Source organism: Comamonas fluminis (assembly GCF_019186805.1).
Taxonomy (GTDB): Bacteria; Pseudomonadota; Gammaproteobacteria; order Burkholderiales; family Burkholderiaceae_C; genus Comamonas; species Comamonas fluminis.
Genome location: NZ_CP066783.1, coordinates 597,132 through 620,142 on the forward strand (window position 1 = coordinate 597,132; position 23,011 = coordinate 620,142).

19 protein-coding genes are annotated in these 23,011 nt (G+C 59.8%); 12 read left to right on the forward strand and 7 right to left on the reverse strand.

Features of this window, described 5'->3' with window-relative positions; all coding sequences use genetic code 11:
- The first annotated feature begins 68 nt into the window (after positions 1 to 68).
- Positions 69 to 875, forward strand: a complete 807-nt coding sequence (locus JDW18_RS03055; RefSeq protein ID WP_425514771.1) for a septal ring lytic transglycosylase RlpA family protein — start codon at positions 69 to 71, stop codon at positions 873 to 875.
- A gap of 81 nt (positions 876 to 956) precedes the next feature.
- Here the strand turns inward: JDW18_RS03055 and JDW18_RS03060 are convergent, their stop codons facing one another.
- Positions 957 to 1,826: a 23S rRNA (adenine(2030)-N(6))-methyltransferase RlmJ gene (locus tag JDW18_RS03060; protein ID WP_218242284.1), complete on the reverse strand. Its 870-nt coding sequence runs from the start codon at positions 1,824 to 1,826 to the stop codon at positions 957 to 959.
- Positions 1,827 to 2,148: 322 nt separating this feature from the next.
- Here JDW18_RS03060 and rplM point away from each other — a divergent pair, with 322 nt between their 5' ends.
- The 7 genes from rplM to JDW18_RS03095 all read left to right on the forward strand — a co-directional run bounded on the left by rplM (position 2,149) and on the right by JDW18_RS03095 (position 10,925).
- Positions 2,149 to 2,577, forward strand: coding sequence for a 50S ribosomal protein L13 (rplM, locus tag JDW18_RS03065; protein WP_003059004.1), 429 nt, complete (start codon positions 2,149 to 2,151; stop codon positions 2,575 to 2,577).
- A gap of 10 nt (positions 2,578 to 2,587) precedes the next feature.
- Positions 2,588 to 2,980 (forward strand): 30S ribosomal protein S9, encoded by a 393-nt coding sequence (gene rpsI / locus JDW18_RS03070; RefSeq protein ID WP_218242285.1) that lies wholly within the window; start codon positions 2,588 to 2,590, stop codon positions 2,978 to 2,980.
- 213 nt (positions 2,981 to 3,193) lie between these two features.
- Positions 3,194 to 3,559, forward strand: a complete 366-nt coding sequence (gene erpA / locus JDW18_RS03075) for an iron-sulfur cluster insertion protein ErpA (protein WP_158385348.1) — start codon at positions 3,194 to 3,196, stop codon at positions 3,557 to 3,559.
- A gap of 105 nt (positions 3,560 to 3,664) precedes the next feature.
- Positions 3,665 to 5,089: a multidrug transporter subunit MdtD gene (gene mdtD / locus JDW18_RS03080; protein ID WP_218242286.1), complete on the forward strand. Its 1,425-nt coding sequence runs from the start codon at positions 3,665 to 3,667 to the stop codon at positions 5,087 to 5,089.
- A gap of 329 nt (positions 5,090 to 5,418) precedes the next feature.
- Positions 5,419 to 7,032 carry a xanthine dehydrogenase small subunit gene (gene xdhA / locus JDW18_RS03085; RefSeq protein ID WP_218242287.1) on the forward strand — a complete coding sequence of 538 codons (1,614 nt, stop codon included), beginning with the start codon at positions 5,419 to 5,421 and terminating at the stop codon, positions 7,030 to 7,032.
- Position 7,033: 1 nt separating this feature from the next.
- Entirely contained in the window at positions 7,034 to 9,460 is a 2,427-nt protein-coding gene (gene xdhB / locus JDW18_RS03090; RefSeq protein ID WP_218242288.1) for a xanthine dehydrogenase molybdopterin binding subunit, read from the forward strand.
- Between the two features lie 163 nt (positions 9,461 to 9,623).
- On the forward strand, positions 9,624 to 10,925 hold the full coding sequence (locus JDW18_RS03095; RefSeq protein WP_218242289.1) for an NCS2 family permease: 1,302 nt from the start codon (positions 9,624 to 9,626) through the stop codon (positions 10,923 to 10,925).
- A 60-nt stretch (positions 10,926 to 10,985) separates the two neighbouring features.
- Here the strand turns inward: JDW18_RS03095 and JDW18_RS03100 are convergent, their stop codons facing one another.
- Positions 10,986 to 12,125: an anhydro-N-acetylmuramic acid kinase gene (locus JDW18_RS03100; protein ID WP_218242290.1), complete on the reverse strand. Its 1,140-nt coding sequence runs from the start codon at positions 12,123 to 12,125 to the stop codon at positions 10,986 to 10,988.
- A 146-nt stretch (positions 12,126 to 12,271) separates the two neighbouring features.
- Entirely contained in the window at positions 12,272 to 13,630 is a 1,359-nt protein-coding gene (locus JDW18_RS03105; protein ID WP_218242291.1) for a M23 family metallopeptidase, read from the reverse strand.
- Between the two features lie 190 nt (positions 13,631 to 13,820).
- Here JDW18_RS03105 and tyrS point away from each other — a divergent pair, with 190 nt between their 5' ends.
- Entirely contained in the window at positions 13,821 to 15,053 is a 1,233-nt protein-coding gene (gene tyrS / locus JDW18_RS03110; RefSeq protein ID WP_218242292.1) for a tyrosine--tRNA ligase, read from the forward strand.
- A gap of 212 nt (positions 15,054 to 15,265) precedes the next feature.
- Here tyrS and JDW18_RS03115 read toward each other — a convergent pair whose 3' ends face one another.
- A complete protein-coding gene (locus tag JDW18_RS03115; RefSeq protein WP_218242293.1) occupies positions 15,266 to 16,237 on the reverse strand; it encodes a LysR substrate-binding domain-containing protein in 972 nt (323 codons plus the stop codon).
- Between the two features lie 115 nt (positions 16,238 to 16,352).
- Between JDW18_RS03115 and glmU the strand changes: the two genes are divergently transcribed.
- Complete coding sequence (gene glmU / locus JDW18_RS03120; RefSeq protein ID WP_218242294.1) at positions 16,353 to 17,783, forward strand: bifunctional UDP-N-acetylglucosamine diphosphorylase/glucosamine-1-phosphate N-acetyltransferase GlmU; 1,431 nt, start codon at positions 16,353 to 16,355, stop codon at positions 17,781 to 17,783.
- Positions 17,783 to 18,583, forward strand: a complete 801-nt coding sequence (locus JDW18_RS03125) for a sensor histidine kinase (protein ID WP_218242295.1) — start codon at positions 17,783 to 17,785, stop codon at positions 18,581 to 18,583. Before glmU ends, JDW18_RS03125 begins: the two co-directional genes overlap by 1 nt.
- 17 nt (positions 18,584 to 18,600) lie before the next feature.
- Here the strand turns inward: JDW18_RS03125 and JDW18_RS03130 are convergent, their stop codons facing one another.
- Both JDW18_RS03130 and JDW18_RS03135 read right to left on the reverse strand, forming a co-directional pair.
- A complete protein-coding gene (locus JDW18_RS03130) occupies positions 18,601 to 19,683 on the reverse strand; it encodes a sensor domain-containing diguanylate cyclase (RefSeq protein ID WP_246610244.1) in 1,083 nt (360 codons plus the stop codon).
- 181 nt (positions 19,684 to 19,864) lie between these two features.
- Complete coding sequence (locus JDW18_RS03135) at positions 19,865 to 20,353, reverse strand: Lrp/AsnC family transcriptional regulator (RefSeq protein ID WP_218242297.1); 489 nt, start codon at positions 20,351 to 20,353, stop codon at positions 19,865 to 19,867.
- Positions 20,354 to 20,491: 138 nt separating this feature from the next.
- Here JDW18_RS03135 and glmS point away from each other — a divergent pair, with 138 nt between their 5' ends.
- Complete coding sequence (gene glmS / locus JDW18_RS03140; protein WP_218242298.1) at positions 20,492 to 22,408, forward strand: glutamine--fructose-6-phosphate transaminase (isomerizing); 1,917 nt, start codon at positions 20,492 to 20,494, stop codon at positions 22,406 to 22,408.
- Between the two features lie 38 nt (positions 22,409 to 22,446).
- On the opposite strand, the gene JDW18_RS03145 is transcribed toward glmS, so the two are convergent.
- The gene (locus JDW18_RS03145; RefSeq protein WP_218242299.1) at positions 22,447 to 22,974 is read right to left on the reverse strand and encodes a GNAT family N-acetyltransferase; all 528 of its coding nucleotides are present in this window, start codon (positions 22,972 to 22,974) and stop codon (positions 22,447 to 22,449) included.
- Positions 22,975 to 23,011 lie beyond the last annotated feature (37 nt).

Consider the following 23,011-nt stretch of genomic DNA (forward strand, 5'->3'; position numbering starts at 1 on the left):
TGCCTGGCCCCTGGCCGGGCCAGTCTTGGGCGGCACTCACTTGAGGCAATCAAGGAGGCAATCCGCCCATGTCCCGCATGAACCGCTGCTGGCGATCGTGCCGCTGGCTGGCCCTCGGCGTTTTTAGCGCCGCGCTGGCTGGCTGTGCACCGACCACAGAACGCGAAGGCGCTGATCCAGTGCAGATCAGTGCCGCTGCTGCGCCTGCGCTTCCCCCTGCCTCTGCCAAACGTGTGGCCACCACCGAACTGGGTGTGGATGGCTATGACCTGTCTTCGCGGGTGATGGGCCCACCGGAGGTCGAGCGTCCTGATAGCGCCGCCATGCCGCAAGTTGTGGATAACTACATCTCCAGCCATTACAAAGATAAAGGCCTGGGTGTGAAGGCGGTCCGTCCACCGGTTGAGCCGCGTGTGGATGCCGATGACCCCGATAAATACGAACTCAAGGCCCCGGCCCGTGACAGTGACCAGCAAGGTCAGGCGTCCTGGTATGGCGAGCAGTTTCATGGTCGCCGTACCGCCAGCGGAGAGCGCTTTGACCTCAATGAAATGACAGCGGCGCACCGCAGCCTGCCTTTTGGTACCAAGGTGTGCGTGCGCAGTGCCGTGACTGGCAAGTCCGTGGTCGTGCGAATCAATGACCGCGGCCCGTTTGCACCGGGGCGTGTGATTGATCTGAGCAAAGCTGCCGCCAAGGAGCTCGGCATGATGGGCCTGGGTATCAAGCCCGTGGAAATCTGGCGTCTGGGTAAAAACGAAGAAGCTTGCCCTGAAGTAATGCTGAATGCCGGGCACAAGGGCAAGTCACAAACCGTGCAGGCCAAAGTGGAAAAGCGCAAGGTCAGCACCAGGCAGCACGCCAGACGCCGCTGAGGGGCTGGCCAGCAGACGGTTCAACGAAAAAGGCACCCGAGGGTGCCTTTGTGCTTTTTGGTCAGCTCTTGTTCTTGAGGCTCAGTGCCCGCCAGATTCCAGCGTGAATGTCGCGTTGGGGTCCTGGCCCAGCAGCTTGACCAGTTGCGGCATGGCGGGCTTGAGCTGCTCTTTCAGGCTGAACGGCGGGTTGATCAGGAACATGCCGCTGGCAGGCAGGCCGCCGCGCTCGGAGGTCTTGTTGCTCTTGACGGTGAGTGTGGCGTGCAGCCAGCTCTTGCCAGCCTTGGTGGCCATCGTCTTCAGGCGCTTGGGCAGGTCATGCGCCTCGGGGCGCGGAATGATGGGGTACCAGACGGCATAAGTGCCGGTGGGGAAGCGCTTGAGGCTGTCTGCCACCATATCCAGCACGCGGCCATAGTCGCTCTTCAATTCATAGCTGGGATCGCACAACAGCAAAGCGCGGCGCGATGGTGGAGGCAGAAACTTCTTCACGCCCTCAAAGCCGTCTTCCAGCAAGATGGCCACCTGACGCTTGACTTCCAGCTGGGCCATATTACCCGTCAGAGAGCGCATGTCCGTGGGGTGCAGTTCGAAAGCTTTCAAACGGTCATGACCACGCAGCAGCGACTGGGTGATGAAGGGCGAGCCGGGGTAGTTGCGGATGGTATTGCCCTGGTTGAAGCTGCGCACCAGCTGCATATAGGTCTGCAGTACGGGGGCGAGTTCTGCCTCATTGGCAGCAGCCAGGCGCAGCACGCCGTCTTCGGCTTCGCCGCTCTTGCTGGCGTAGTCGCCATCAAGACGGTACAGACCGGCTCCGCCGTGGGTGTCGAGCACCGTCAGCGCAGCCTCTTTTTGCGTGAGGTATTGCACGGTGGCAATCAGCACGGTGTGCTTGAGCACGTCGGCGTGATTGCCTGCATGGAAGGCGTGGCGGTAACTGAACATAGAAAGGGATGGTAACCAGCAGGGCAAGAGGGGAACAGCACTTTTTACCCTGTGGTCTTTAAAGGCTGTTGGCGCCTGTGTGCAGAGCGGGAAATGGCCTTTGGGGGCTGATTCACAACAGGCTGCTGCACGAAAACGCGCGGGTTCCGGCGTTTTTGTATAATGGCGGGCTTCGCAGCGATTTTATGGTTCCCGCGGCGAAGGCTTGGATCTCGGTTCAAGTAACCCCGCCTAAGAGGCTTCCTTTAAAGACTCGTCTTTTCAAGAAGAAGCACCGACCGCGGAAAAGGGACCGCCAAACCCTCTTTGAAAGAGAAAACTCATGTCTACATTCAGCGCAAAGCCCGCTGAGGTGCAACACGAGTGGTTTGTGATTGACGCCACCGATAAGGTGCTCGGACGTGTCGCCAGCGAAGTGGCACTCCGTCTGCGCGGCAAGCACAAGGCCATTTACACACCTCACGTTGACACCGGTGACTACATCGTCATCATCAACGCCTCCAAGCTCAAGGTCACTGGCACCAAGAACCTGGACAAGGTGTACTACCGTCACTCCGGTTTCCCCGGTGGCATCACTGCTACCAACTTCCGCGACCTGCAAGCCAAGTTCCCTGGCCGTGCACTCGAGAAGGCCGTCAAGGGCATGCTGCCCAAGGGTCCTCTGGGTTACGCCATGATCAAGAAGCTGAAGGTTTACGGTGGTGCTGAGCACCCCCATACCGCACAGCAGCCTAAGGCTCTGGAAATCTAAGGAGACCTAGATGATTGGTGATTGGAACAACGGTACAGGCCGTCGCAAGTCTAGCGTCGCTCGTGTTTTCCTGAAGAAGGGCTCCGGCAAGATTACTGTGAATGGCAAGGACATTCAGCAGTACTTCGGTCGCGAAACCTCCATCATGATCGCAAAGCAACCCCTGGTTCTGACTGAGAACCTGGAGACTTTCGACATTCAAGTGAACGTCCATGGCGGCGGTGAATCCGGTCAAGCCGGTGCAACTCGTCACGGCATCACTCGTGCCCTGATCGACTATGACGCAGCTCTGAAGCCCGTCCTGAGCCAAGCTGGCTTCGTGACTCGCGATGCTCGTGAAGTCGAACGTAAGAAGGTCGGTCTGCACTCCGCACGCCGCGCCAAGCAGTTCTCGAAGCGTTAATTCGTTTCCACTGCTGGAAAGGTTCTTCGGGGCCTTTCCCAAAAAAGCCGCTCAGAACGCAAGTTCCGGGCGGTTTTTTTATGGGCGTTTGCGGGCGGGGTTGCTGCAGTGGGGCAAAGCCCCCACTTGCTCTGGCGACAAAGCAATGCGACCGGTATTCCCGAGCCCCTTGCTGTACCATTTCGATCAATCAAGAAACTACGGAGTATTGCCATGAGCGCCGTTGCTGAAACCACGACTACCGAAATGCCTTCCCCCATCGTCTTCACCGACAGCGCCGCTGCCAAGGTGGCCGATCTGATTGCCGAAGAAGGCAATCCTGACCTGAAGCTGCGCGTGTTTGTGCAAGGTGGTGGCTGCTCCGGTTTCCAGTACGGTTTCACCTTTGATGAGATCACCAACGACGACGACACCACCATGACCAAGAATGGCGTCTCTCTGCTGATCGACTCCATGAGCTACCAGTACCTGGTGGGCGCCGAGATCGACTACAAGGAAGACCTGCAAGGCGCTCAGTTCGTGATCAAGAACCCTAACGCCACAACCACCTGCGGTTGCGGCTCCAGCTTCTCGGTCTAAGCACCATGCATATCAGCGTGCCAGCCACCTCGGTCTGGCATGCGCACACCATTCAAGCCGCTGCTTCCCAGCGGCTTTTTTGTTTTTTGAGCTCCGGAGTTGCCTATGGGTGAAACGCCCGCCGTGCACAGCAGTGCGCCTCATAAAGAAAGATTGCTGTGGCTGGTGGCCATAGGCTTTTTCATGCAGTCGCTGGATGCCACCATCCTCAACACGGCGCTGCCTGCCATGGCGCGGGAGCTGGGCGAAAGCCCCATGAAGATGCAGTCTGTCATCGTCGCCTATGCGCTGACCACGGCCATGCTGATTCCGGCCACAGGCTGGGTGGCAGACCGCTTTGGCACCCGGCGCGTCTATGGCTGGGCGATTGCTCTGTTTGTGCTGGGCTCGGTGCTGTGCGCGCTTTCGCCCAGCTTGCCATTTCTGGTTGCTGCGCGTGTGGTGCAGGGCGTGGGCGGTGCCATGATGCTGCCCGTGGGGCGGCTGGCTGTGCTGCGCACCTATCCGCGCGGTGAGTTCATCCGGGCCATGAGCTTTATTGCGATTCCCGGCCAGATCGGCCCGTTGCTGGGCCCGACGCTGGGTGGCTGGATGGTGGAGTACGCCAGCTGGCACTGGATTTTCTGGATCAACGTGCCCGTGGGCCTGATCGGGCTGTGGGCGACCTGGCGCTGGTTCCCGCAAAGCATGCCCGTGCCTGTGCACCGTTTTGATGGCAAGGGCTACGCCATGCTGGCCTTTGGCATGGTGGCCATATCTGTGGCACTGGATGGCCTTTCCGGCATGGGGCTGGGCATGGCGCTGGTGGTGGTGCTGATGGTGTTTGGCCTGGCCAGTCTGGCCAGCTACTGGATGCATGCGCTGAAGGTGGAGGAGCCGCTGTTTGCCCCGGCACTGTTCAAGGTGCGTTCGCTGCGCGTGGGGCTGCTGGGCAATTTGTTCACCCGTTTTGGCAGCGGCGCTGCACCGTTTCTGATTCCGTTGCTGCTGCAGATTGGCCTGCAGATGTCGCCCATGAATGCCGGCATGATGATGCTGGCAACCGTCACGGGCAGCATGCTGGTCAAGCGCTTTGCCGTCAGCACCGTGCAGCACTTTGGCTACAAGCGGGTGCTGCAGATCAACTCGGTCATGCTGGCGCTGATGCTGGCGTCGTTTGGCCTGGTGGTGCCTGGCATGCCAACCTGGCTGCTGCTGGTGCAGCTGTTCATTTTTGGTGGCTTCAACTCCATGCAGTTTTCGGCCATGAATTCTGTCACCCTCAAGGATATGGAGGGTGAATTTGCCAGCAGCGGCAACAGCCTACTGTCCATGGTGCAGATGCTGGCCATGAGCATGGGCGTGGCGCTGGCGGGTGCGCTGCTGACCGGCTTTACCGAGATGTGGCCGGGCCAGAGCGATGAGCGCATGCTGGCCATTCGCGCCACGTTTGTGACTGTGGCGCTGATGACGCTGGCCGCCACGCTGGTGTTCAGCCAGCTCGATAGTGATGAGCCTGTGCGCCCTGCCCCGGATGGTGGTGATGCCTGAAAATTGATAGCTGCTTGCGCTTTTGGTACATGTATTTCAATTGAAATTCATAATGAATCACCTATCTATAAAGCGCTTGTAGCTATCAATTGGTGAGTGGTGCTCATCCTCCTTGGCAAGAGGTGGGCCTGGTACTTACCCGTGGAACAGGGCATTTTCCGCGGGTTCTCCCTTGATTTTGGTCATGGATATATGCAGCGCTACATAGCCGCTATGAGCACTGTCATATGAGAAGCTGTCGTGGCACGCGTAGTCTTGCCTGATTGACAAATGCTGCGTGTGGAATACATCTTGCATGCAGGCATTTCTTCTCTTTTTGTCCCACGATCATGAGCCATAACCAGAACACACAACCCATACGCTTTTTCCATCGAGGCGAGGTGGTCGAGGTGCAGGGCCCGCATCCCACCCGCTCCGTGCTGCAGTGGCTGCGTGAAGATGCGCACTGCACAGGCACCAAGGAAGGCTGCAACGAAGGGGACTGCGGCGCCTGCACTGTGGTGATTGGCGAGCTGGCTGAGGCGGGTGATGCCCAGGCTATCAACGGCCTGAAGCTGCAGACCGTCAACGCCTGCATCCAGTTTCTGCCCAGCCTGCATGGCAAGGCGCTGTTCACGGTGGAAGATCTCAAAAGCCAGTGCCCTGCCAAGGGGGCAGGCCAGGGCGCTTGTGCTGGCAAGCCTGCGGCTCAGAATCTGCACCCCGTGCAGCAGGCCATGGTGGACTGCCATGGCTCGCAATGCGGCTTTTGCACGCCCGGCATTGTGATGTCGCTGTGGTCGGCCTACGAGCATCACCAGCAGCAGGGCACGCAGCCCTCGCGTCAGCAACTGGCTGATGAGCTGTCGGGCAATCTGTGCCGCTGCACGGGCTACCGCCCCATTCTGGATGCGGGCCAGCGCATGTTTGACCTGCCTTCCGTGCGGCTGGACACTGCACCCGTCGTGGCAGCGCTGCAAAGCCTCAATGCCGAGGGTGCAGGGCTGAACTACGCGGCTACGCAGAATGCGCGCACCGACCATTTCCATGCACCGCGCACGCTGGTAGACCTGGCCAGCCTCTGCGAAGCCAAGCCCAAGGCGCGCATCGTGGCGGGGTCCACCGATGTAGGCCTCTGGGTGAACAAGCAGTTTCGTGATCTGGGCGACATGATCTATGTGGGCGATGTGGCTGAGATGAAGCGCATCGAGGTGCGACCTGATGCTGAAGGTGGCGAGCTGTACATCGGTGCCGGTGCTTCGCTGGAGGCCGCTTGGAGCGCGCTGGTGGCGCGTGTGCCCAGTCTGGCTGATGTGTGGCTGCGTTTTGCTTCCACGCCTATTCGCCACGCGGGAACCATGGGCGGGAATGTGGCCAATGGCTCGCCCATTGGCGATTCGCCGCCGGTGCTGATGGCGATGGATGCGCAGATCGAACTGCGTAAGGGCGAGCGCGTGCGCCGCATGCTGCTGCAGGATTTCTATGTGGACTATATGAAGAACCAGCTTGAGCCTGGCGAATTTGTGCAGGGCATGGCCGTGCCGCTGCCCGCCATGCAGCGCCAGGTGCGTGCGTACAAGATCAGCAAGCGCTTTGACTGCGATATCTCGGCTCTGTGCGCAGGCTTTGCGCTGGAGCTGGATGGCGACATCGTCAAGGCTGTGCGGCTGGCTTTTGGGGGAATGGCTGCTACGGTAAAGAGAGCTGCTGGCGCTGAATCTGCCTTGCTTGGGAAGGCATGGAATGCTGAAAGAGTCAAGGCTGCGCAGGCAGCACTGGCGCAAGACTTCAAACCCATGAGCGATATGCGCGCCAGCGCTGATTACCGCCTGAAGGTGGCGCAGAACCTGATTCAGCGCCTGTGGCTGGAAACCCGTGTCGATCAGCCCATGAATACACAAGCCACCAGCGTCTGGAGCGTCATGCCCCATGCTATTCCCGTCGCTGCAGCGCAAGGAGTCTGAGATGAACCACCCGCATGAACTCAAGAGCGAGATGGTCGCCGAAGCCTTTGCCGACTACCGCAAGAACACCGCCTATCGCGTCAATGAAGGCGCGGAGGCCAAAGCCCATGAACAAGGCACCCGCGTGGGTATCAGTCGCAAGCATGAATCTGCCCATTTGCACGTGGCGGGCGAGGCTGCGTATATCGACGATCTGCCCGAGCTGGAAGGCACGCTGCACTGCGTGCTGGGCCTGTCGCCCGTGGCCCATGGCCAGTTGACGGCGCTGGCGCTGGATGCCGTGCGCGCCATGCCCGATGTGGTGGATGTGATGACGGCGGCTGATATTCCGGGCGTCAACGACTGCGGCTCCATCATTCACGACGACCCGATTTTGTGTGACGGCGAAATCCGCTACGTGGGCCAGCCCCTGTTTGCCGTGATTGCCCGCAACCGCGATGCGGCCCGGCGTGCTGCCGCTCTGGCCAAGAGCGTTGCCACCATCAGCGAGCTGCCTGCTGTGCTGACGCCGCACAAGGCCCATGAGCTGGGCCAGTATGTGATGCCGCCCATGCATCTGGCGCGCAGCACCCGCGAGGGCGGGGCGCGTGCGGCACTGGAACAGGCGCCCCATCGCTTCAAGGGCAGCTTTGATGTGGGTGGCCAGGAGCAGTTCTATCTGGAAGGGCAGATCAGCTACGCCATCCCCAAGGAAGATGGCGCGGTGCATGTGCATTGCTCCACCCAGCACCCCAGCGAGATGCAGCACTTGGTGGCGCATGCCCTGGGCGTGGCCTCGCACAGCGTGCATGTGGAATGCCGCCGCATGGGGGGCGGCTTTGGCGGCAAGGAATCGCAATCAGCACTGTTTGCCTGCGTTGCGTCGGTAGCGGCCACGCGTTTGAAAAAGCCGGTGAAGCTGCGTCTGGACCGTGATGATGACTTCATGATTACAGGGCGCCGTCATTGCTTCTGGTACGAATACGAAGTGGGGCATGACGACGAGGGGCGCGTGCTGGGCGTGGAAATTTCCATGGTCTCGCGTGCGGGCCACTCGGCAGATCTGTCTGCGCCGGTGATGACGCGTGCGCTGTGCCACTTCGACAATGCCTACTGGTTGCCCGATGTGGACATGCACGGTTATATGGGCAAGACCAATACTCAGAGCAACACCGCATTTCGCGGCTTTGGCGGGCCGCAGGGTGCGATCGCGATCGAGAACATTCTGGATACGGTGGCGCGCAATCTGGGGCGTGATCCGCTGGATGTGCGGCGCATCAACTTCTACGGCAAGGGGCAGAACAATGTCACGCCCTACGAGCAGGCCGTCAGCGACAACGTCATTCACGAACTGGTGGCCGAGCTGGAGGCATCCAGCGACTACCGTGCCCGGCGTGAAGCCATCAATGTGTTCAATGCGCAAAGCCCTGTGCTCAAGCACGGGCTGGCGCTGACGCCGCTGAAGTTCGGCATCTCGTTTAACGTGGCCCACTTCAATCAGGCGGGCGCTCTGGTGCATATCTACACCGATGGCTCCATTCTGGTGAACCATGGCGGCACCGAAATGGGGCAGGGCCTGAATACCAAGGTGGCCCAGGTGGTGGCGCATGAGCTGGGTGTGGCTTTCGAGAAAGTGCGCGTGACGGCGACGGACACTAGCAAGGTGGCCAATACCTCGGCCACGGCAGCATCCACCGGCGCTGACCTCAATGGCAAGGCCGCCCAGGATGCGGCCCGCCAATTGCGCGAGCGACTGGCCGCATGCGCAGTGCGCCTGCACGGCGGTAGCGAAGCCGATGTGCGCTTTGGCAATGACTGCGTGCAGGTCAACGGTCAGAGTGTTGCCTTTGCCGATCTGGTGCGCAGCGCCTATCTGCAGCGTGTGCAGCTATGGTCTGACGGCTTTTATGCCACGCCGGGCCTGCACTGGGATGGCAAGGCCATGAAGGGGCATCCTTTCTTCTATTTCGCTTATGGCGCTGCTGTCAGTGAGGTGGCCATCGACACGCTGACGGGTGAATGGAAGCTGCTGCGCGCTGATGTGCTGCACGATGTGGGCCGCTCGCTGAACCCTGCCGTGGACGTGGGCCAGGTCGAGGGTGCTTTCATTCAGGGCATGGGCTGGCTGACCACGGAAGAGCTGGTCTGGCATCCGCAAAGCGGCAAGCTGATGACGCATGCCCCCAGCACCTACAAGATTCCGACGGCCAATGACTGCCCGCCGGTTTTCAATGTGCGCCTGTTTGAGGGCGAGAACTACGAGGACTCGATTCACCGCAGCAAGGCCGTGGGCGAGCCACCGCTGCTGCTGCCGTTTTCGGTGTTCTTCGCCATTCGCGATGCTGTGTCGGCTGCGGGAGATCACCGCGTTGACCCACCGCTGCAGGCGCCCGCAACATCGGAATCCATTTTGCGAGCAGTGGATGCCGTGCAGGGGCACACTGCCTAGCTTTTCCTCAAGGGTGTTGTCGCCCCGCGGGCGGCAGCCAATCTGAATCATGGCTGATTGCTGCGGGGCAAGGTCATGTGCTGCACCGCCAATGCAACGGGGGCAGGAGTTGGCGCGTTCCTCACGTTGCGCCTTGCATGTAAAACAACACGGAGACTATGCAATGAACTGGACAGAGCGGATTTTCAAACTCAACGAGCACCACACCAATGTGCGAACGGAGCTGGTGGCAGGGCTGACCACCTTTCTTTCAATGGCCTACATCATGTTCGTCAATCCCTCGATTCTGGGGGATGCGGGCATGCCCAAGGGGGCGGTGTTTGTCGCGACCTGCCTGATCGCAGCGCTGGGCTCCACCATCATGGCGCTCTATGCCAACTACCCCATCGCACTGGCGCCAGGCATGGGGCTGAATGCCTATTTTGCTTATGTCGTGGTGCTCAAGATGGGCTACACATGGGAAGCTGCGCTGGGGGCCGTGTTTGTTTCCGGCTGTCTGTTTCTGATCTGCACCATGCTGGGCCTGCGTGAGCTCATCATCAAAGGCATTCCTCAGTCCATACGGGTATCCATCACTGTGGGTCTGGGCCTGTTTCTGGCGTTGATCGCGCTGAAAACTGCGGGCGTGGTTGCCGCGGATCAGAATACCTATGTGACGCTGGGCGATCTGCACAAGCCCGAAGTCATCATGGCTGCGGTGGGCTTTTTGCTGATTGTGGTGCTGGACCGGCTCAAGGTGCCCGGTGCGCTGTTGATCGGCATTCTGGCGGTGACGGTTGGCTCATTCTTCTTTGGCGGCAACAAGTTCAATGGCGTGTTCTCCATGCCACCGTCCATCGAGCCAACCTTCATGAAGCTCGACATCAAGACCGCCGTGACGAGCGGTATTCTCAATGTGGTGCTGGTCTTCTTTCTTGTGGAACTGTTTGATGCCACTGGCACGCTGATGGGCGTGGCACGCCGAGCAGGCCTGCTGGTGCCTGAGCGTATGGGTCGTTTCAACCGTTCGCTGCTGGCGGATTCTGGAGCCATTTTCTTTGGCTCCATCCTCGGCACTTCCAGCACCACGGCCTATGTGGAAAGTGCTGCTGGGGTGCAGGCCGGTGGCCGCACGGGCCTGACGGCGCTGACGGTTGCCGTCCTGTTCCTGGCATGCCTGTTCATCGCGCCGCTGGCCGGTGTGGTGCCCGGTTATGCGACAGCGCCTGCGCTGCTGTTTGTGGCCTGCCTGATGCTCAAGGATCTGACAGAGGTGAAATGGGAAGAGACCACGGAGTCCGTGCCTGCGGTGATTACGGCGCTGATGATGCCTTTCACCTACTCGATTGCCAACGGTCTGGCCTTTGGTTTCATTACCTATGCCGTGCTCAAGCTGTTCACCGGCAAAGTGCGCGAAGTGCACTGGATCATGTGGGTGATTGCAGGCCTGTTCCTGTTCAAGTTCATCTATCTGGGCGGCCACTGAGGCACAGCCCCTGAAATGAAAAAGGCGACCGCTGGGTCGCCTTTTTTTGTGCTCGCTTTGTCAGGCCGGATAGATGGCACCCAGAATGCGCGGGCCTTGCGCGCCAGTGACGCTGGCCAGATTGCCGGGCAGGCCCCGCATGCATTGGCGTGCCAGCCAGGCAAAAGCGGCGGCTTCAACCTCCAGCGGCGGCAGGCCACGGTCTGCGGTGGTGGTGACGCGGACATTGGGCAGCAAGGCTGCCAGCCTCTGCATCAGACAGGTATTGAGCGCGCCGCCGCCGCACACCAGCAACTCCTTGCCGCCTTTGCCAAAACGCTTCACCGCATCAGCGCAACTGGCGGCAGTGAATTCGGTCAATGTGGCTTGCACATCGGCGGGGCTGGCATGGGCCGCATGCTGGCGCAGATGCTCCGCTAGCCAATCGGCGTGGAACAGATCGCGGCCCGTGCTTTTGGGGGGGCTTTGTGCCAGATAGGGATCGCTCAGCATGGCGGTCAGCAGCCCGACGATGACTTGCCCGCTGGCCGCCCACTGGCCGCCCGCGTCATAGGGCTTGCCAGTGTGGCGCAGGCACCAGCCGTCCATCAGCGCATTGCCGGTGCCTGTGTCAAAGCCAAGCACCGAGCCATCAGCGCCCAGCACGCTGAGGTTGGCAATGCCGCCGATATTGAGCACCAGCGCCGTTTCCTGTTCTTTCCCAAACACGCCTTGATGAAAGGCCGGTACCAGTGGTGCGCCCTGACCGCCAGCGGCCACATCGCGGCTGCGCAGATCGGCCACAACGGTGATGCCCGTCAGTTCGGCCAGTAATGCGGGGCTGTTGAGCTGCAATGTATAGCCAGTGCCATCAAACATCTGAGGGCGATGGCGAACGGTTTGACCATGTGCCCCGATGGCCGCAATCTGGCTGGCCTGCAGGCCGCTGGCTTGCAGCAGCTGCGCAACGACCTGCGCATAGTGGCGAGCAATGGCATTGGCTGCCAGTGCGGCGCGGTGCAGCTCGTTATTGCCATCCGGACTGTTCAGTGCCAGTAGTTCTGCACGCAGCGTGCTATCAAAATCACAGCTGGCATGCTGCTGAACCTTTGTGCCCTGGCTGAAGTCCACGATCACGCCATCCACACCATCGAGCGAGGTGCCGGACATCAGCCCGATGTACAGAGATCGTTGGGCAGCTTGTTCAATGGCGTTGGGCATGAAAGGCATTCGAGAAGAAGGTGTGCACTATCTTAGCTGTAGCGCATGGCGCTTGATGGATAAGCGCTAGCGGCGATACGGATGCTGAACCCATGAAAAAGGGCTGCATCTGCAGCCCTTGAGAGTCGTCGCCCGGAAAAAGGGGCTTACTGTGCGCTTGCCATGGCGTAGGAGCGAGTGCCTGCAGCGAGTTCTACGCGCATCTGTGCGGCCAGCTTGTCAAAGGCTGGACGGGATGCTTTGGAGATGGCTTTGGCCGAGTCTGTTGCCTGAGCAATCGTCAGAGGATCGCGCTGTTCACCCTTTTCGCGGAATTCGAAGTGCAGGTGCGGGCCCGTTGCCCAGCCTGTTGATCCCACGGCGCCGATCACGTCACCTTGCTCAACGCGCTGACCCTGTCTTACATCCATGCTGCTCAGGTGGGCGTACACGGTGGTGCGCTGGTTGGAGTGCTCAACAAACACAACGTTTCCGTAGCCGTTTTGCACGCCGGCAAAGGAGACTGTGCCTTCACCAACAGTACGCACCTTGGTGCCTGTAGGGGCGGCAAAGTCGGTTCCCAGGTGGGCACGCCAAGTGTTTTGAATGGGGTGCAGACGCATGGCAAAGCCGCTGCTGATGCGGGAGAACTCCACGGGGTAGTTCAGGAAAGCCTGCTGTTTGCTCTTTCCATCCAGCGTGTAGTAGCCACCCTTTTGCCCAGGCTCCTGGAACCAGATGGCTTGCAGAGTCTTGCCACTGTTGTGGAACTCGGCGCTCAGCACGCGTCCAGCGCGCAGAGGTTCTCCGTCGGCCTCCAGGGCTTCATACGCAACGGCGAAGCGATCACCTTTGCGAATGCCGCGATGGAAATCAAGCTCGCTCTGAAAAATATCGGCCATCTGCACCGCAATGCTGTCGGGAATGCCTGCGTCATCGGTGGTGGTGAAGAAGGAGTTGCGGACGATGCCGCCAGCCAGGCGCGGCGTGGCCACCAGCTTGTCTGTTTCCGTGCGGGTAGCCAGTTTGCCGTCCTTGCGCTCGACGATAAGACGCTTGAAGGTGCCATCATCATCAGGCGCCCAGCGCACGGTCAGCTTGGAGAGTTCATGCTGGGATGTAACCTCAGCACTGACGAGTCTGCCAACGCGGCCTAGTATGTTCTGGCGAACATCGTTGTTCGAGCGCATGAAAGCTGCAGCCTGAGGGTCTGCAATTCCCAGGCGCTGCAGGAGCGACTCGGAACTGTCGTTGTTACGAACAGTCTCGGAGCGGTAAAGGGAGAACGCCTGCAGGTCTGTCAGCTCGGCCAGGTCATGGCCGGTGGCCAGAGACACAACGGGTTCTGTCAGTGTGCGAACGGGGAGATCGGCGGGGTCGGGGCCCAGGTTGGCCACAGCGAAGGCGCCACTGCCACCGGTCAGCAAGACAGCCGCCAGCGCAGCCGAGGCGCGCTTGGGGTGTTTTTGCAAAGCCGATGTCAGCCGTGCCATCAGTGTACCGCCGGCATTTTTCAAGCCAGTCATCAAAATCGGAGATCCTTGGAAAACGTGTCTGAGAAGTTGGCATAAGTCGCGGCTGACACGTCTCCAGCAGCTCAACCGTGCCATAAGTCCATCCAAAGAGGTCACTATGAGGGAGCAGTCTAGAATTGGCCGCGAGACCAAACCCCCAAGTATATCGATCGCGTCCTACCGCGCCTGCCGAAAAACCCTTATGAATCAATCTGCTGTTACAACTTACCCCGTGACCGACAGAGTGAACCAGGCCCTGGAAGTCACTCTTCGCGGAGTCGATGAGCTGCTGCCCAAAGACGAATGGGTCCAGAAACTGGCCAAGTCCGAGGCCACGGGTGTGCCTTTGCGCATCAAGCTGGGTCTGGATCCAACGGCGCCCGACATCCACCTGGGTCACACCGTGGTGCTCAACAAGATGCGCCAGCTGCAGGATCTGGGCCACCAGGTGATTTTCCTGATTGGTGACTTCACCACGCTGATTGGCGACCCTTCTGGCCGCAACAGCACACGCCCGCCACTGACGGCCGAGCAGATCAAGGTCAATGCCGAGACTTACTACACCCAGGCCGCCAAGGTGCTGGACCCGGCCAGGACCGAGGTTCGTTACAACAGCGAGTGGTGCGACAAGCTGGGCGCGCGCGGCATGATCGAACTGTCGGCCAAGTACACCGTGGCCCGCATGATGGAGCGCAACGACTTTCACACGCGCTTTACCGAAGGCAGCTCCATCAGCCTGCACGAGTTTCTGTACCCGCTGCTGCAGGGCTATGACTCGGTGGCGCTCAAGGCCGACCTGGAACTGGGCGGCACGGACCAGAAGTTCAACCTGATGATGGGGCGTCACCTTCAGGCTGAATATGGGCAGGAGCAGCAGTGTGTGCTCACAATGCCGCTGCTGGTGGGGCTGGATGGCGTGCACAAGATGTCCAAGTCCAAGAACAACTACATCGGTATCACCGAAGACGCCAACACCATGTTTGCCAAGGTGCTGTCGATTTCGGACGACCTGATGTGGGACTGGTTCACCCTGCTGTCCTTCATGAGCCTGCCCGAAATCGCAGCGCTCAAGCTGGAGATTGAAGGCGGACGCAACCCCAAGGACGCCAAGGTGCTGCTGGCCAAGGAAATCACGGCGCGCTTTCACAGCGCTGCGGCAGCCGAGGCGGCGGAGCAGGACTTTATCAACCGCTCCAAGGGCGGCATTCCTGATGACATTCCTGAAGTGAGCGTGTCCGGCGCGCCCATCGGCATTGCGGCCCTGGTCAAGCAGGCCAATCTGGCCGCCTCCAACGGCGAAGCCAACCGCCTGATCGACGGCGGTGGTGTGCGCGTGGATGGCGTGGTCATCAGCGACAAGGGCTTGAAGCTGGACGCTGGCACCTTTGTGCTGCAGGTGGGCAAGCGCAAGTTTGCGCGAGTGACCTTGAGCTAACCCCCTGAGGCGCTTTGCGCCTTCCCCCTTTCTCTACGCGCTGCGCGCTAGGGAAGGGGGACGACAGCCTCGCTGCGGGGCGGCCCTTGCTTGCTGTCTCTTGGTTGCAGTGCCCTGCTTTTAAAAAGAGAGCTGTTCGCGCTTGATGCTGCTGTGTTTCAAATCACTTTGTGTTTGAACACTGCATAGATCAAGCGCTGGCAGCTCTCTTTTTATGACTCGGCGCTTTGCATGGCGCTGCAGGTTTGTTGCGCCTCAGCCATCAGCCACTGGCAAAAAGCCTGTACTTCGGGGCGTTCCTTGCTGCGCGGGCCTTGCAGCAGCCAGTACGACAGGGGAGATGCCAGGCGTTGCTGTGGCAGCACTTCTACCAGATGGCCCGCAGCCAGCGCATCGGCCACCAGCGGCAGGCGGGCAATGGCCAGGCCTTGCCCGGCCAGGGCGGCCTGCACAATCTGGTGCGCGTAGTTGAAGTACAGCCAGCGCGGCGGCTGCAGCTGATCGCAGTGGTTGGCGGCAAACCAGCGCTGCCAGCTCAGCCATTCCAGCTGGGGCATGCGGTGTACATCGCCGGTTTCGATCAGGGTATAGAGCGCGGCGTCGGCAGGCTTGTGCAGCGGCGGGCCGTTTTGCAGCAGCGCGGGGCTGGCGACGATGACCAGTTCTTCGCCAAACAGCGACTGGGCAGATGCATCACTCACGCTGGCACTGTAGCGTATGGCCAGATCTACGTCGGTGGTTTCCAGATCGACCACGGCATCGCCCGTGTCGATGCGGATATCAATATCAGGGTGGGTGCGCTGAAAAGCCTCCAGGCGCGGAATCAGCCACATGGCGGCAAAGCTGGCCCAGGTGGTGATGGCCACGCTTTTGCGCCCCACGGTCTGGCGAATCTGGCGCACCGTGGCGTCAATGGACTCCAGCGCGGGTTGCACGGCATGCAGCAACTGGGCGCCAGCGCCGGTCAGCTCCACAGCGCGGGAATGGCGCAGAAACAGGGGTACGCCCACTTCGTCTTCCAGTGATTGAATCTGGCGGCTGACGGCAGACTGGGTCAGTGCCAGCTCATCGGCGGCTGCACGAAAGTTCAGATGCCGGGCCACGGCCAGAAAAGCGCGCAGATGGCCAGCGCCAATGGCGCGGGTGCGAAGCAGCGGGGTGGGGCTGGTGGTGGCGTGGGGCATGAAGCCACAAGCATACGGCCTTGAATGCCGGTTTGATGCCTTTGTTGCACGGGCTGACGGGTACGCAGCCGGGTATGGGTCGATAATTGGCTGGTTATTGACCTCACGAACAACTATGACCGCACCTCTGGACATCGTCATCATGGCCGCCGGCAAAGGCACCCGCATGAAAAGCCGCCATCCCAAAGTGCTGCAAAAGCTGGCCGGTCGCGCCCTGCTGCAGCATGTGCTGGATACGGCCGCGCAGCTAAAGGCGCGCTCTGCCGTGGTGATTACGGGTCATGGTGCTGCAGAAGTGGAAGCAGCTCTCACAGGCGCACAAAGCGCTGAAGCCGGTTTTGACTTGCTGTTTGCGCGTCAGGAGCCCCAGCTGGGAACCGGCCATGCGGTGCAGCAGGCAATTCCCCAGCTGGCCGATGACGGCCTGGTGGTTGTGCTTTCGGGAGATGTGCCCCTGACGCAGGCCGCCACATTGCAAGGCTTGGTGGATGCAGCGGGCAGCGACAAGCTGGCGCTGCTGACGGTGAGCATGCCCGACCCTACAGGCTATGGCCGCATTGTGCGCAACGAGGCTGGCACGGTGCAGCGCATCGTGGAGCAAAAAGACGCGAACGATGCTGAGCGCGCCATCACCGAGATTTACAGCGGCATCATGGCCGTTCCAGCCAAGCATTTGAAGGTCTGGCTCTCCAAGCTCAATAACAACAATGCCCAGGGCGAGTACTACCTGACCGACATTGTCGCCATGGCCGTGCAGGATGCCGTGCCTGTGGTGGGGCATCGCATCAGCGATGTGCTGCAGGTGGCCGGGGTGAACAGCCCGCTGCAACTGGCTGAGCTGGAGCGTGCGCACCAGTTGCGCCAAGCCCGCCAGTTGATGGAGCAGGGCGTGCGCATGGCCGACCCCAAGCGCTTTGACGTGCGTGACGACACGCGCGGCACCAAGGCGCGTCTGTCTTGCGGGCAGGATGTGGAGATTGATGTGAACTGCATCTTCACTGGCAATGTGACGATTGGTGCGGGGGCCCGGATTGGTGCCAACTGCCATATCAGCAATGTGAACATTGCCGAAGACGCCGTCATTCACCCCTTCACGCATATCGACGGTGAAAATGCCGGGATTGAAGTGGGTCAGGGCGCATTGATTGGCCCGTTTGCGCGTCTGCGTCCCGGTGCCAAGCTGGGTCGCGAAGTGCATATCGGCAACTTTGTGGAAGTGAAAAACTCCACCATGGCCGATGGCGCCAAGGCCAATCATCTGGCCTATCTGGGCGATGCCACGGTGGGCGAGCGTGTGAACTACGGCGCTGGCAGCATCACAGCCAATTACGACGGAGTGAACAAGCATCGCACCGTGATAGAGGCTGATGTGCACATTGGCAGCAACTGCGTGCTGGTGGCTCCGGTGACGATTGGTGCGGGCGGCACTGTGGGTGGCGGCTCTACCGTGACCAAGAGCACCGAGCCCGGCAGCCTGACGGTGGGCCGTGGCAAGCAGGTCAGCATCAGCAACTGGCAACGCCCTGAAAAGCTGCCAAAGCCCTGATGGATAAAGCGCAGCAAGCTTTAGAAAGCATAGCGCCTCAGACGCTGGAAGAAGCGCTGGCGCTGCTGGCGCGGCGCGATGCTGAGCTGGCTGCGCTGCGCAGTGCCCAGCAGCAATGGGTGCATGCGGTCTCGCATGATTTGCGGGCGCCGCTGCGCCACTTGCTGGCATTCAACCCCTTGATTGCCGAGCTGCTGCAGCAGCCCAATCCCGGGGCCGATGACCTGCAGGAGGCTTGCAGCTTCCTGCAGACCATGGATCAATCGGCGCAGCGCATGGGTGCCATGTTTGATGGCCTGCTGGTGCTGTCACGCGCAGCACGTCAGCCGCTGCAATGGCAGGCGGTGGACTTGCAAGCCATGCTGCAGCGCATTCAAAGCCAGTTGCAGCCGCAATGCGCGGGCAGGGCGATTGAGTGGCAACTGCCCTCATGCAGTGTGCAGCTTGAGGCGGATGCGCCGTTGCTGGAGCAGGCTTTGACGGCTGCGCTGTCCAACGCTGTCAAGTTCAGTCGCCAGCAGGCACTGGCCCGTATTGGCGTGGCGGTGCAAGCGGTCGAAGGCGGCTGGCAGATGGTGGTGAGTGATAACGGCTGCGGCTTTGACGGCTCTCGCGCCGATCGCCTGTTTGGTATTTTTCAGCGCATGCACCGTGAAAATGAGTTTGAAGGCGTGGGCACGGGGCTGGCCTTGATTCAAGGCATTTGCCAGCGCCATGGGGGGCAGGCACACATACAGGCCCAGACCGGGCTGGGCTGCGAACTGCATATGTTCTGGCCGCAGGTAGCTGCTGCCCAATAGAGTGCCTCAGGGTTGGCTCAAACCACGGCATCCTGCTCTCTGGCTGGCAGAGCGGTTTTGCCCTCGGGCATTGGAATGGTGGCCGGGCTATTGCTTGGACGATTCGCAGGCGGATGGGTGGCATCTATTACCTGGTCGCGCCCTGCGGTTTTGGCGCTGTAAAGGGCCGAGTCGGCCGCATTGATCCAGTCGGCCACCGATTCAAAGCTGGAATCTGCTGCTGCCACACCAATACTGGCACTGATGCGCAATTGCGGATGCTCACGCACCCGAATCTGCGCCAGTTTGTCGCGAATGCGCAGCGCCACAAAATAAGCGTCTTCCGCTTTGGCATGCTTGCACAGCACCGTGAATTCATCACCGCCATAACGGCCAGCAATATCGTTGCTGCGCAGGCACTGACGAATGCTCAGTCCAATCAGTTTCAGGACTTCATCGCCAACGATATGGCCGTATTCATCGTTGATGCGTTTGAAATGGTCAATATCAATGACCAGCAGGCATGTCTGTTCATTACGGGTGTGCTGCAGGCGCAGTGCAGTGCGGGCCTTTTGCCACCAGTAATCGCGGCTGTAAACCGTGGTCAGCGGGTCTATGCGGCCCAGTAATTTGAGCTGCTGATTCTGCCGTGCCAGTTCCTTGAGTATTCGGCGAGTTGAATGGCTGGTATAGGCTGTATGCAGAATAACCAGCGGCAGCAGACTGATCTGCACCCCCAGAGGCGCCAGCCACTGAGGGCTGGGCTGTATCAGCGCAGCCATGATGCCTGCGCCCAGCAGCAAGGCAATGACAAAGTGCAGCCAGCGTTCTTTCAAACCCAGAAACGAGCGATCTGACAGGCTGATGGCCATGATGCAAATACTGGGCAGCAGGCTCCAGTGCAATAGTGCAATCCAGCAGCCCACGATCAGTGAATCAACCAGCGCATTCAGATATTCGGATTGAACCGGGTCGCGCTGGCGACAGGAATGCCAATACGCAATATGTGGCCAGGCCAGAGCACTGACAGCAGTGAATGCCCACCAGACCATATTCGCCGGTTGATAAGCCAGACTCGCGGCCACTACCAACCCGCCCAGTCCCATATGGGAAGCGCGCACGGGATAGGTTCTGCGATGAATCCTTTGATGCAGGGGCATCGGGCGAATGCGTGGGTTCAAAAGAATGAAGAATAATTCAAATCAATTAACTTGTATCAATTTATAACAATTGCGAGAGGTGTTTATGCCACAGCTGAAATAATCTAATGTGGAGTACGAAGGCAGTGATTGCTTGCGTCGTTCAGGGCATTGGCAGCTCAGTGGTGAATTTCGCGCGCTTTACTGCAAAGAACGCTTTCACATTGCGCACATTGGCATCCTGTGTAAACAGCTTCTGGCTGAGGGCCAGATAGGACGGCATATCCAAGGTGGCAATGATGAGTACAAAGTCTGGTCCCGGGGAAACACGCCAGCATTGCTGAACACTGCTTTGCGCAATGGCTTTGTGCTCAAACTGCAGCAGGGAGCTGCTGTCTTGCCTGTCCAGAGACACTTCGACAATGGCCTGCAGGCCATGACCTGTGACTTGTGCCAGTTGTTCCCGGTTCAGTATGGCGACCTGCTTTTCGATCAGACCCAGTGAATGCAGGCGTTTGACGCGGCGCAGGCAGGTGGGGGGCGACAGGTGCAGCAAAGCGGCCAGCGCCTGATTGCTGAGGCTGGCATCGCGCTGCAACTGGCGCAGTAGTTGCAGATCGACCGAGTCCAAAGATATGGAATTTTCATTCATTGATCTGAATTTTATTGAATAAAAATTCAAACAAGGTATTTGTAGAAATTTATAGTCACTTTTGACTAAAAATTGAATGAAAATTTCTTTTTGCTGCGCGTAGCATGCGCTGCAAATTAACACTGAAGGTGTGCATCTATGTGCGGCATTGTGGCGGCGGTTTCTCACCGCGATATCGTTCCTGTTCTGGTTCAAGGCCTGCAGCGTCTTGAATACCGTGGCTATGACTCCTGCGGCGTGGCGGTGCAGGCAATGGACTCCAATGGTTTGAGTCTGGGTCTGCAGCGTGCTCGTTCAACGGCACGTGTGGCAGAGCTGATGGAACAGGTCAAGACCGAGCATGTGGATGGCCTGACCGGTATTGCCCACACCCGCTGGGCCACCCATGGCGAGCCTGCTGTGCGCAACGCCCACCCCCACTTCAGCCATGGCCCCGGCATTTCAGCCGTGGCTGATGCGGATGCCCCTGCCCGTGTGGCGCTGGTGCATAACGGCATCATCGAGAACTACGAAGCTCTGCGCGCAGAACTGCAGGCCAAGGGCTATGTGTTCGCCAGCCAGACTGATACAGAAGTGATAGCGCACCTCGTAGATAGCCTCTACGCTGGAGACCTTTTTGAGGCCGTTCAAACCGCGACAGCACGACTGCACGGTGCATACGCTATTGGCGTGATGCACAAGGATGAGCCGCATCGCGTGGTGGGCGCTCGTGCCGGTTCCCCCCTGATTCTGGGCGTTGGCAAGGATGGCAGCGAGAACTTCCTGGCCAGCGACGCCATGGCTCTGGCCGGTGTGACGGACCAGATCGTCTATCTGGAAGAAGGCGACCTGGTGGATCTGCAGCCCGGCCGTTACTGGATTGTGAGCAAGAGCGGCGAGCGCCTGACGGACAAGCAACGCCCCGTCAAGACCGTGCTGGCGCATAGCGGCGCTGCCGAGCTTGGCCCCTATCGCCACTACATGCAAAAGGAAATCTTCGAGCAGCCACGCGCCATTGGCGACACCCTCGAAGGTCTGCAGAACATCGTGCCCGAACTGTTTGACGGCGTGACCCCGGAAGGCAAGACCGGTGCGGCTGCCTGGCGTGTTTTCAAGGAAATCGACCGTGTGTTGATTCTGGCCTGTGGCACCAGCTATTACAGCGGCTGCACCGCCAAGTACTGGATCGAATCCATCGCCGGCATCCCCTGCAATGTGGAAGTTGCCAGCGAATATCGCTACCGCACCAGCGTTCCTGATCCCCGGACGCTGATCGTCACCATCAGCCAGTCAGGCGAAACGGCCGACACGCTGGCGGCGCTGCGCCATGCCCAAAGCCTGGGCATGAAGCACACCCTGACCATTTGCAACGTGGCCACCAGCGCCATGGTGCGCGAATGCGAGCTGGCCTATATCACCCGCGCAGGTGTGGAAATTGGCGTGGCTTCGACCAAGGCCTTCACCACCCAGCTGGCAGGACTGTTCCTGCTGACACTGGCGCTGGCCCAGTCCAAGGGGCGTCTGCCTGAAGAAAAAGAGCAGCAATACCTGACCGCCATGCGCCACCTGCCCGTGGCCCTGCAGTCCGTGCTGGCGCTGGAGCCGCAGATCATCAGCTGGGCTGAAGACTTCGCGAAGAAGGAAAACGCACTCTTCCTGGGTCGTGGCATTCACTACCCGATTGCACTGGAAGGCGCGCTCAAGCTCAAGGAAATCAGCTACATCCACGCCGAAGCCTACCCCGCCGGTGAACTCAAGCATGGCCCGCTGGCACTGGTGGATAACGCCATGCCCGTGGTCACAGTTGCTCCCAACGATGAGCTGCTGGAAAAGCTCAAGAGCAATATGCAGGAAGTGCGTGCGCGCGGCGGTGTGCTGTATGTACTGGCCGATGCCAAGACCAATATCGACAGCGCAGAAGGCATGCATGTGATTCGCATGCCTGAAAATTACGGCTCGCTCAGCCCCATCTTGCATGTGGTGCCGCTGCAGCTGCTGGCCTATCACACGGCCGTGGCGCGTGGCACTGATGTGGACAAGCCCCGTAACCTGGCCAAGAGTGTGACGGTGGAATAAGAAGAAAGCGCTCCTTGTGAGCGCTTTTTTGTATGCGTTCAGGCCTGTTTCAGCTCATGCACCAGCAGCGAAAACCGGTGCAGCGAGATATAGCGACTGCCACGTCTGCTGCATTCTCGCAGCAGGCCTTCATGCGTAAATCCTGAGGCGGTCAGCAGCCGAATGGAGGCCTGGTTTTCGGGCTCCACATAGGCTACGCAATTGTGCAGTTGCAGTCGCGCAAAGGCAGAGGGGAGCCACTGCGGCAAGGCTGAACGCATCAGGCCAAGTCCCCAGTGGCTGGGCAGCAGCCAATAGCCTAGCTCTGCGCTGTTGCCATCCTCTTCCAGGTCGTAGATGCCTATTCCTCCAACGACCTGGCCGGAAATGCAGATGGCCTGCCACCAGCCATCGCCATCTTTGGCAAGCTCCTGATACCAGGCCAGTTGCTCCTTGGCAATGGCGCGGGCGTCGGTCTGTGCTGTCTCAAGCCCATAGAACTGCGTGACCCTTGTGTCTCCCATTGCACTGGCCAGGGTGGGTAGATCTGTAGCGCTGAAATCGCGAAATTGCAAGGTGGTGGTCATGTTCGTAAATGTGCGGGCAGGTCAGCCCCTTGGCCAA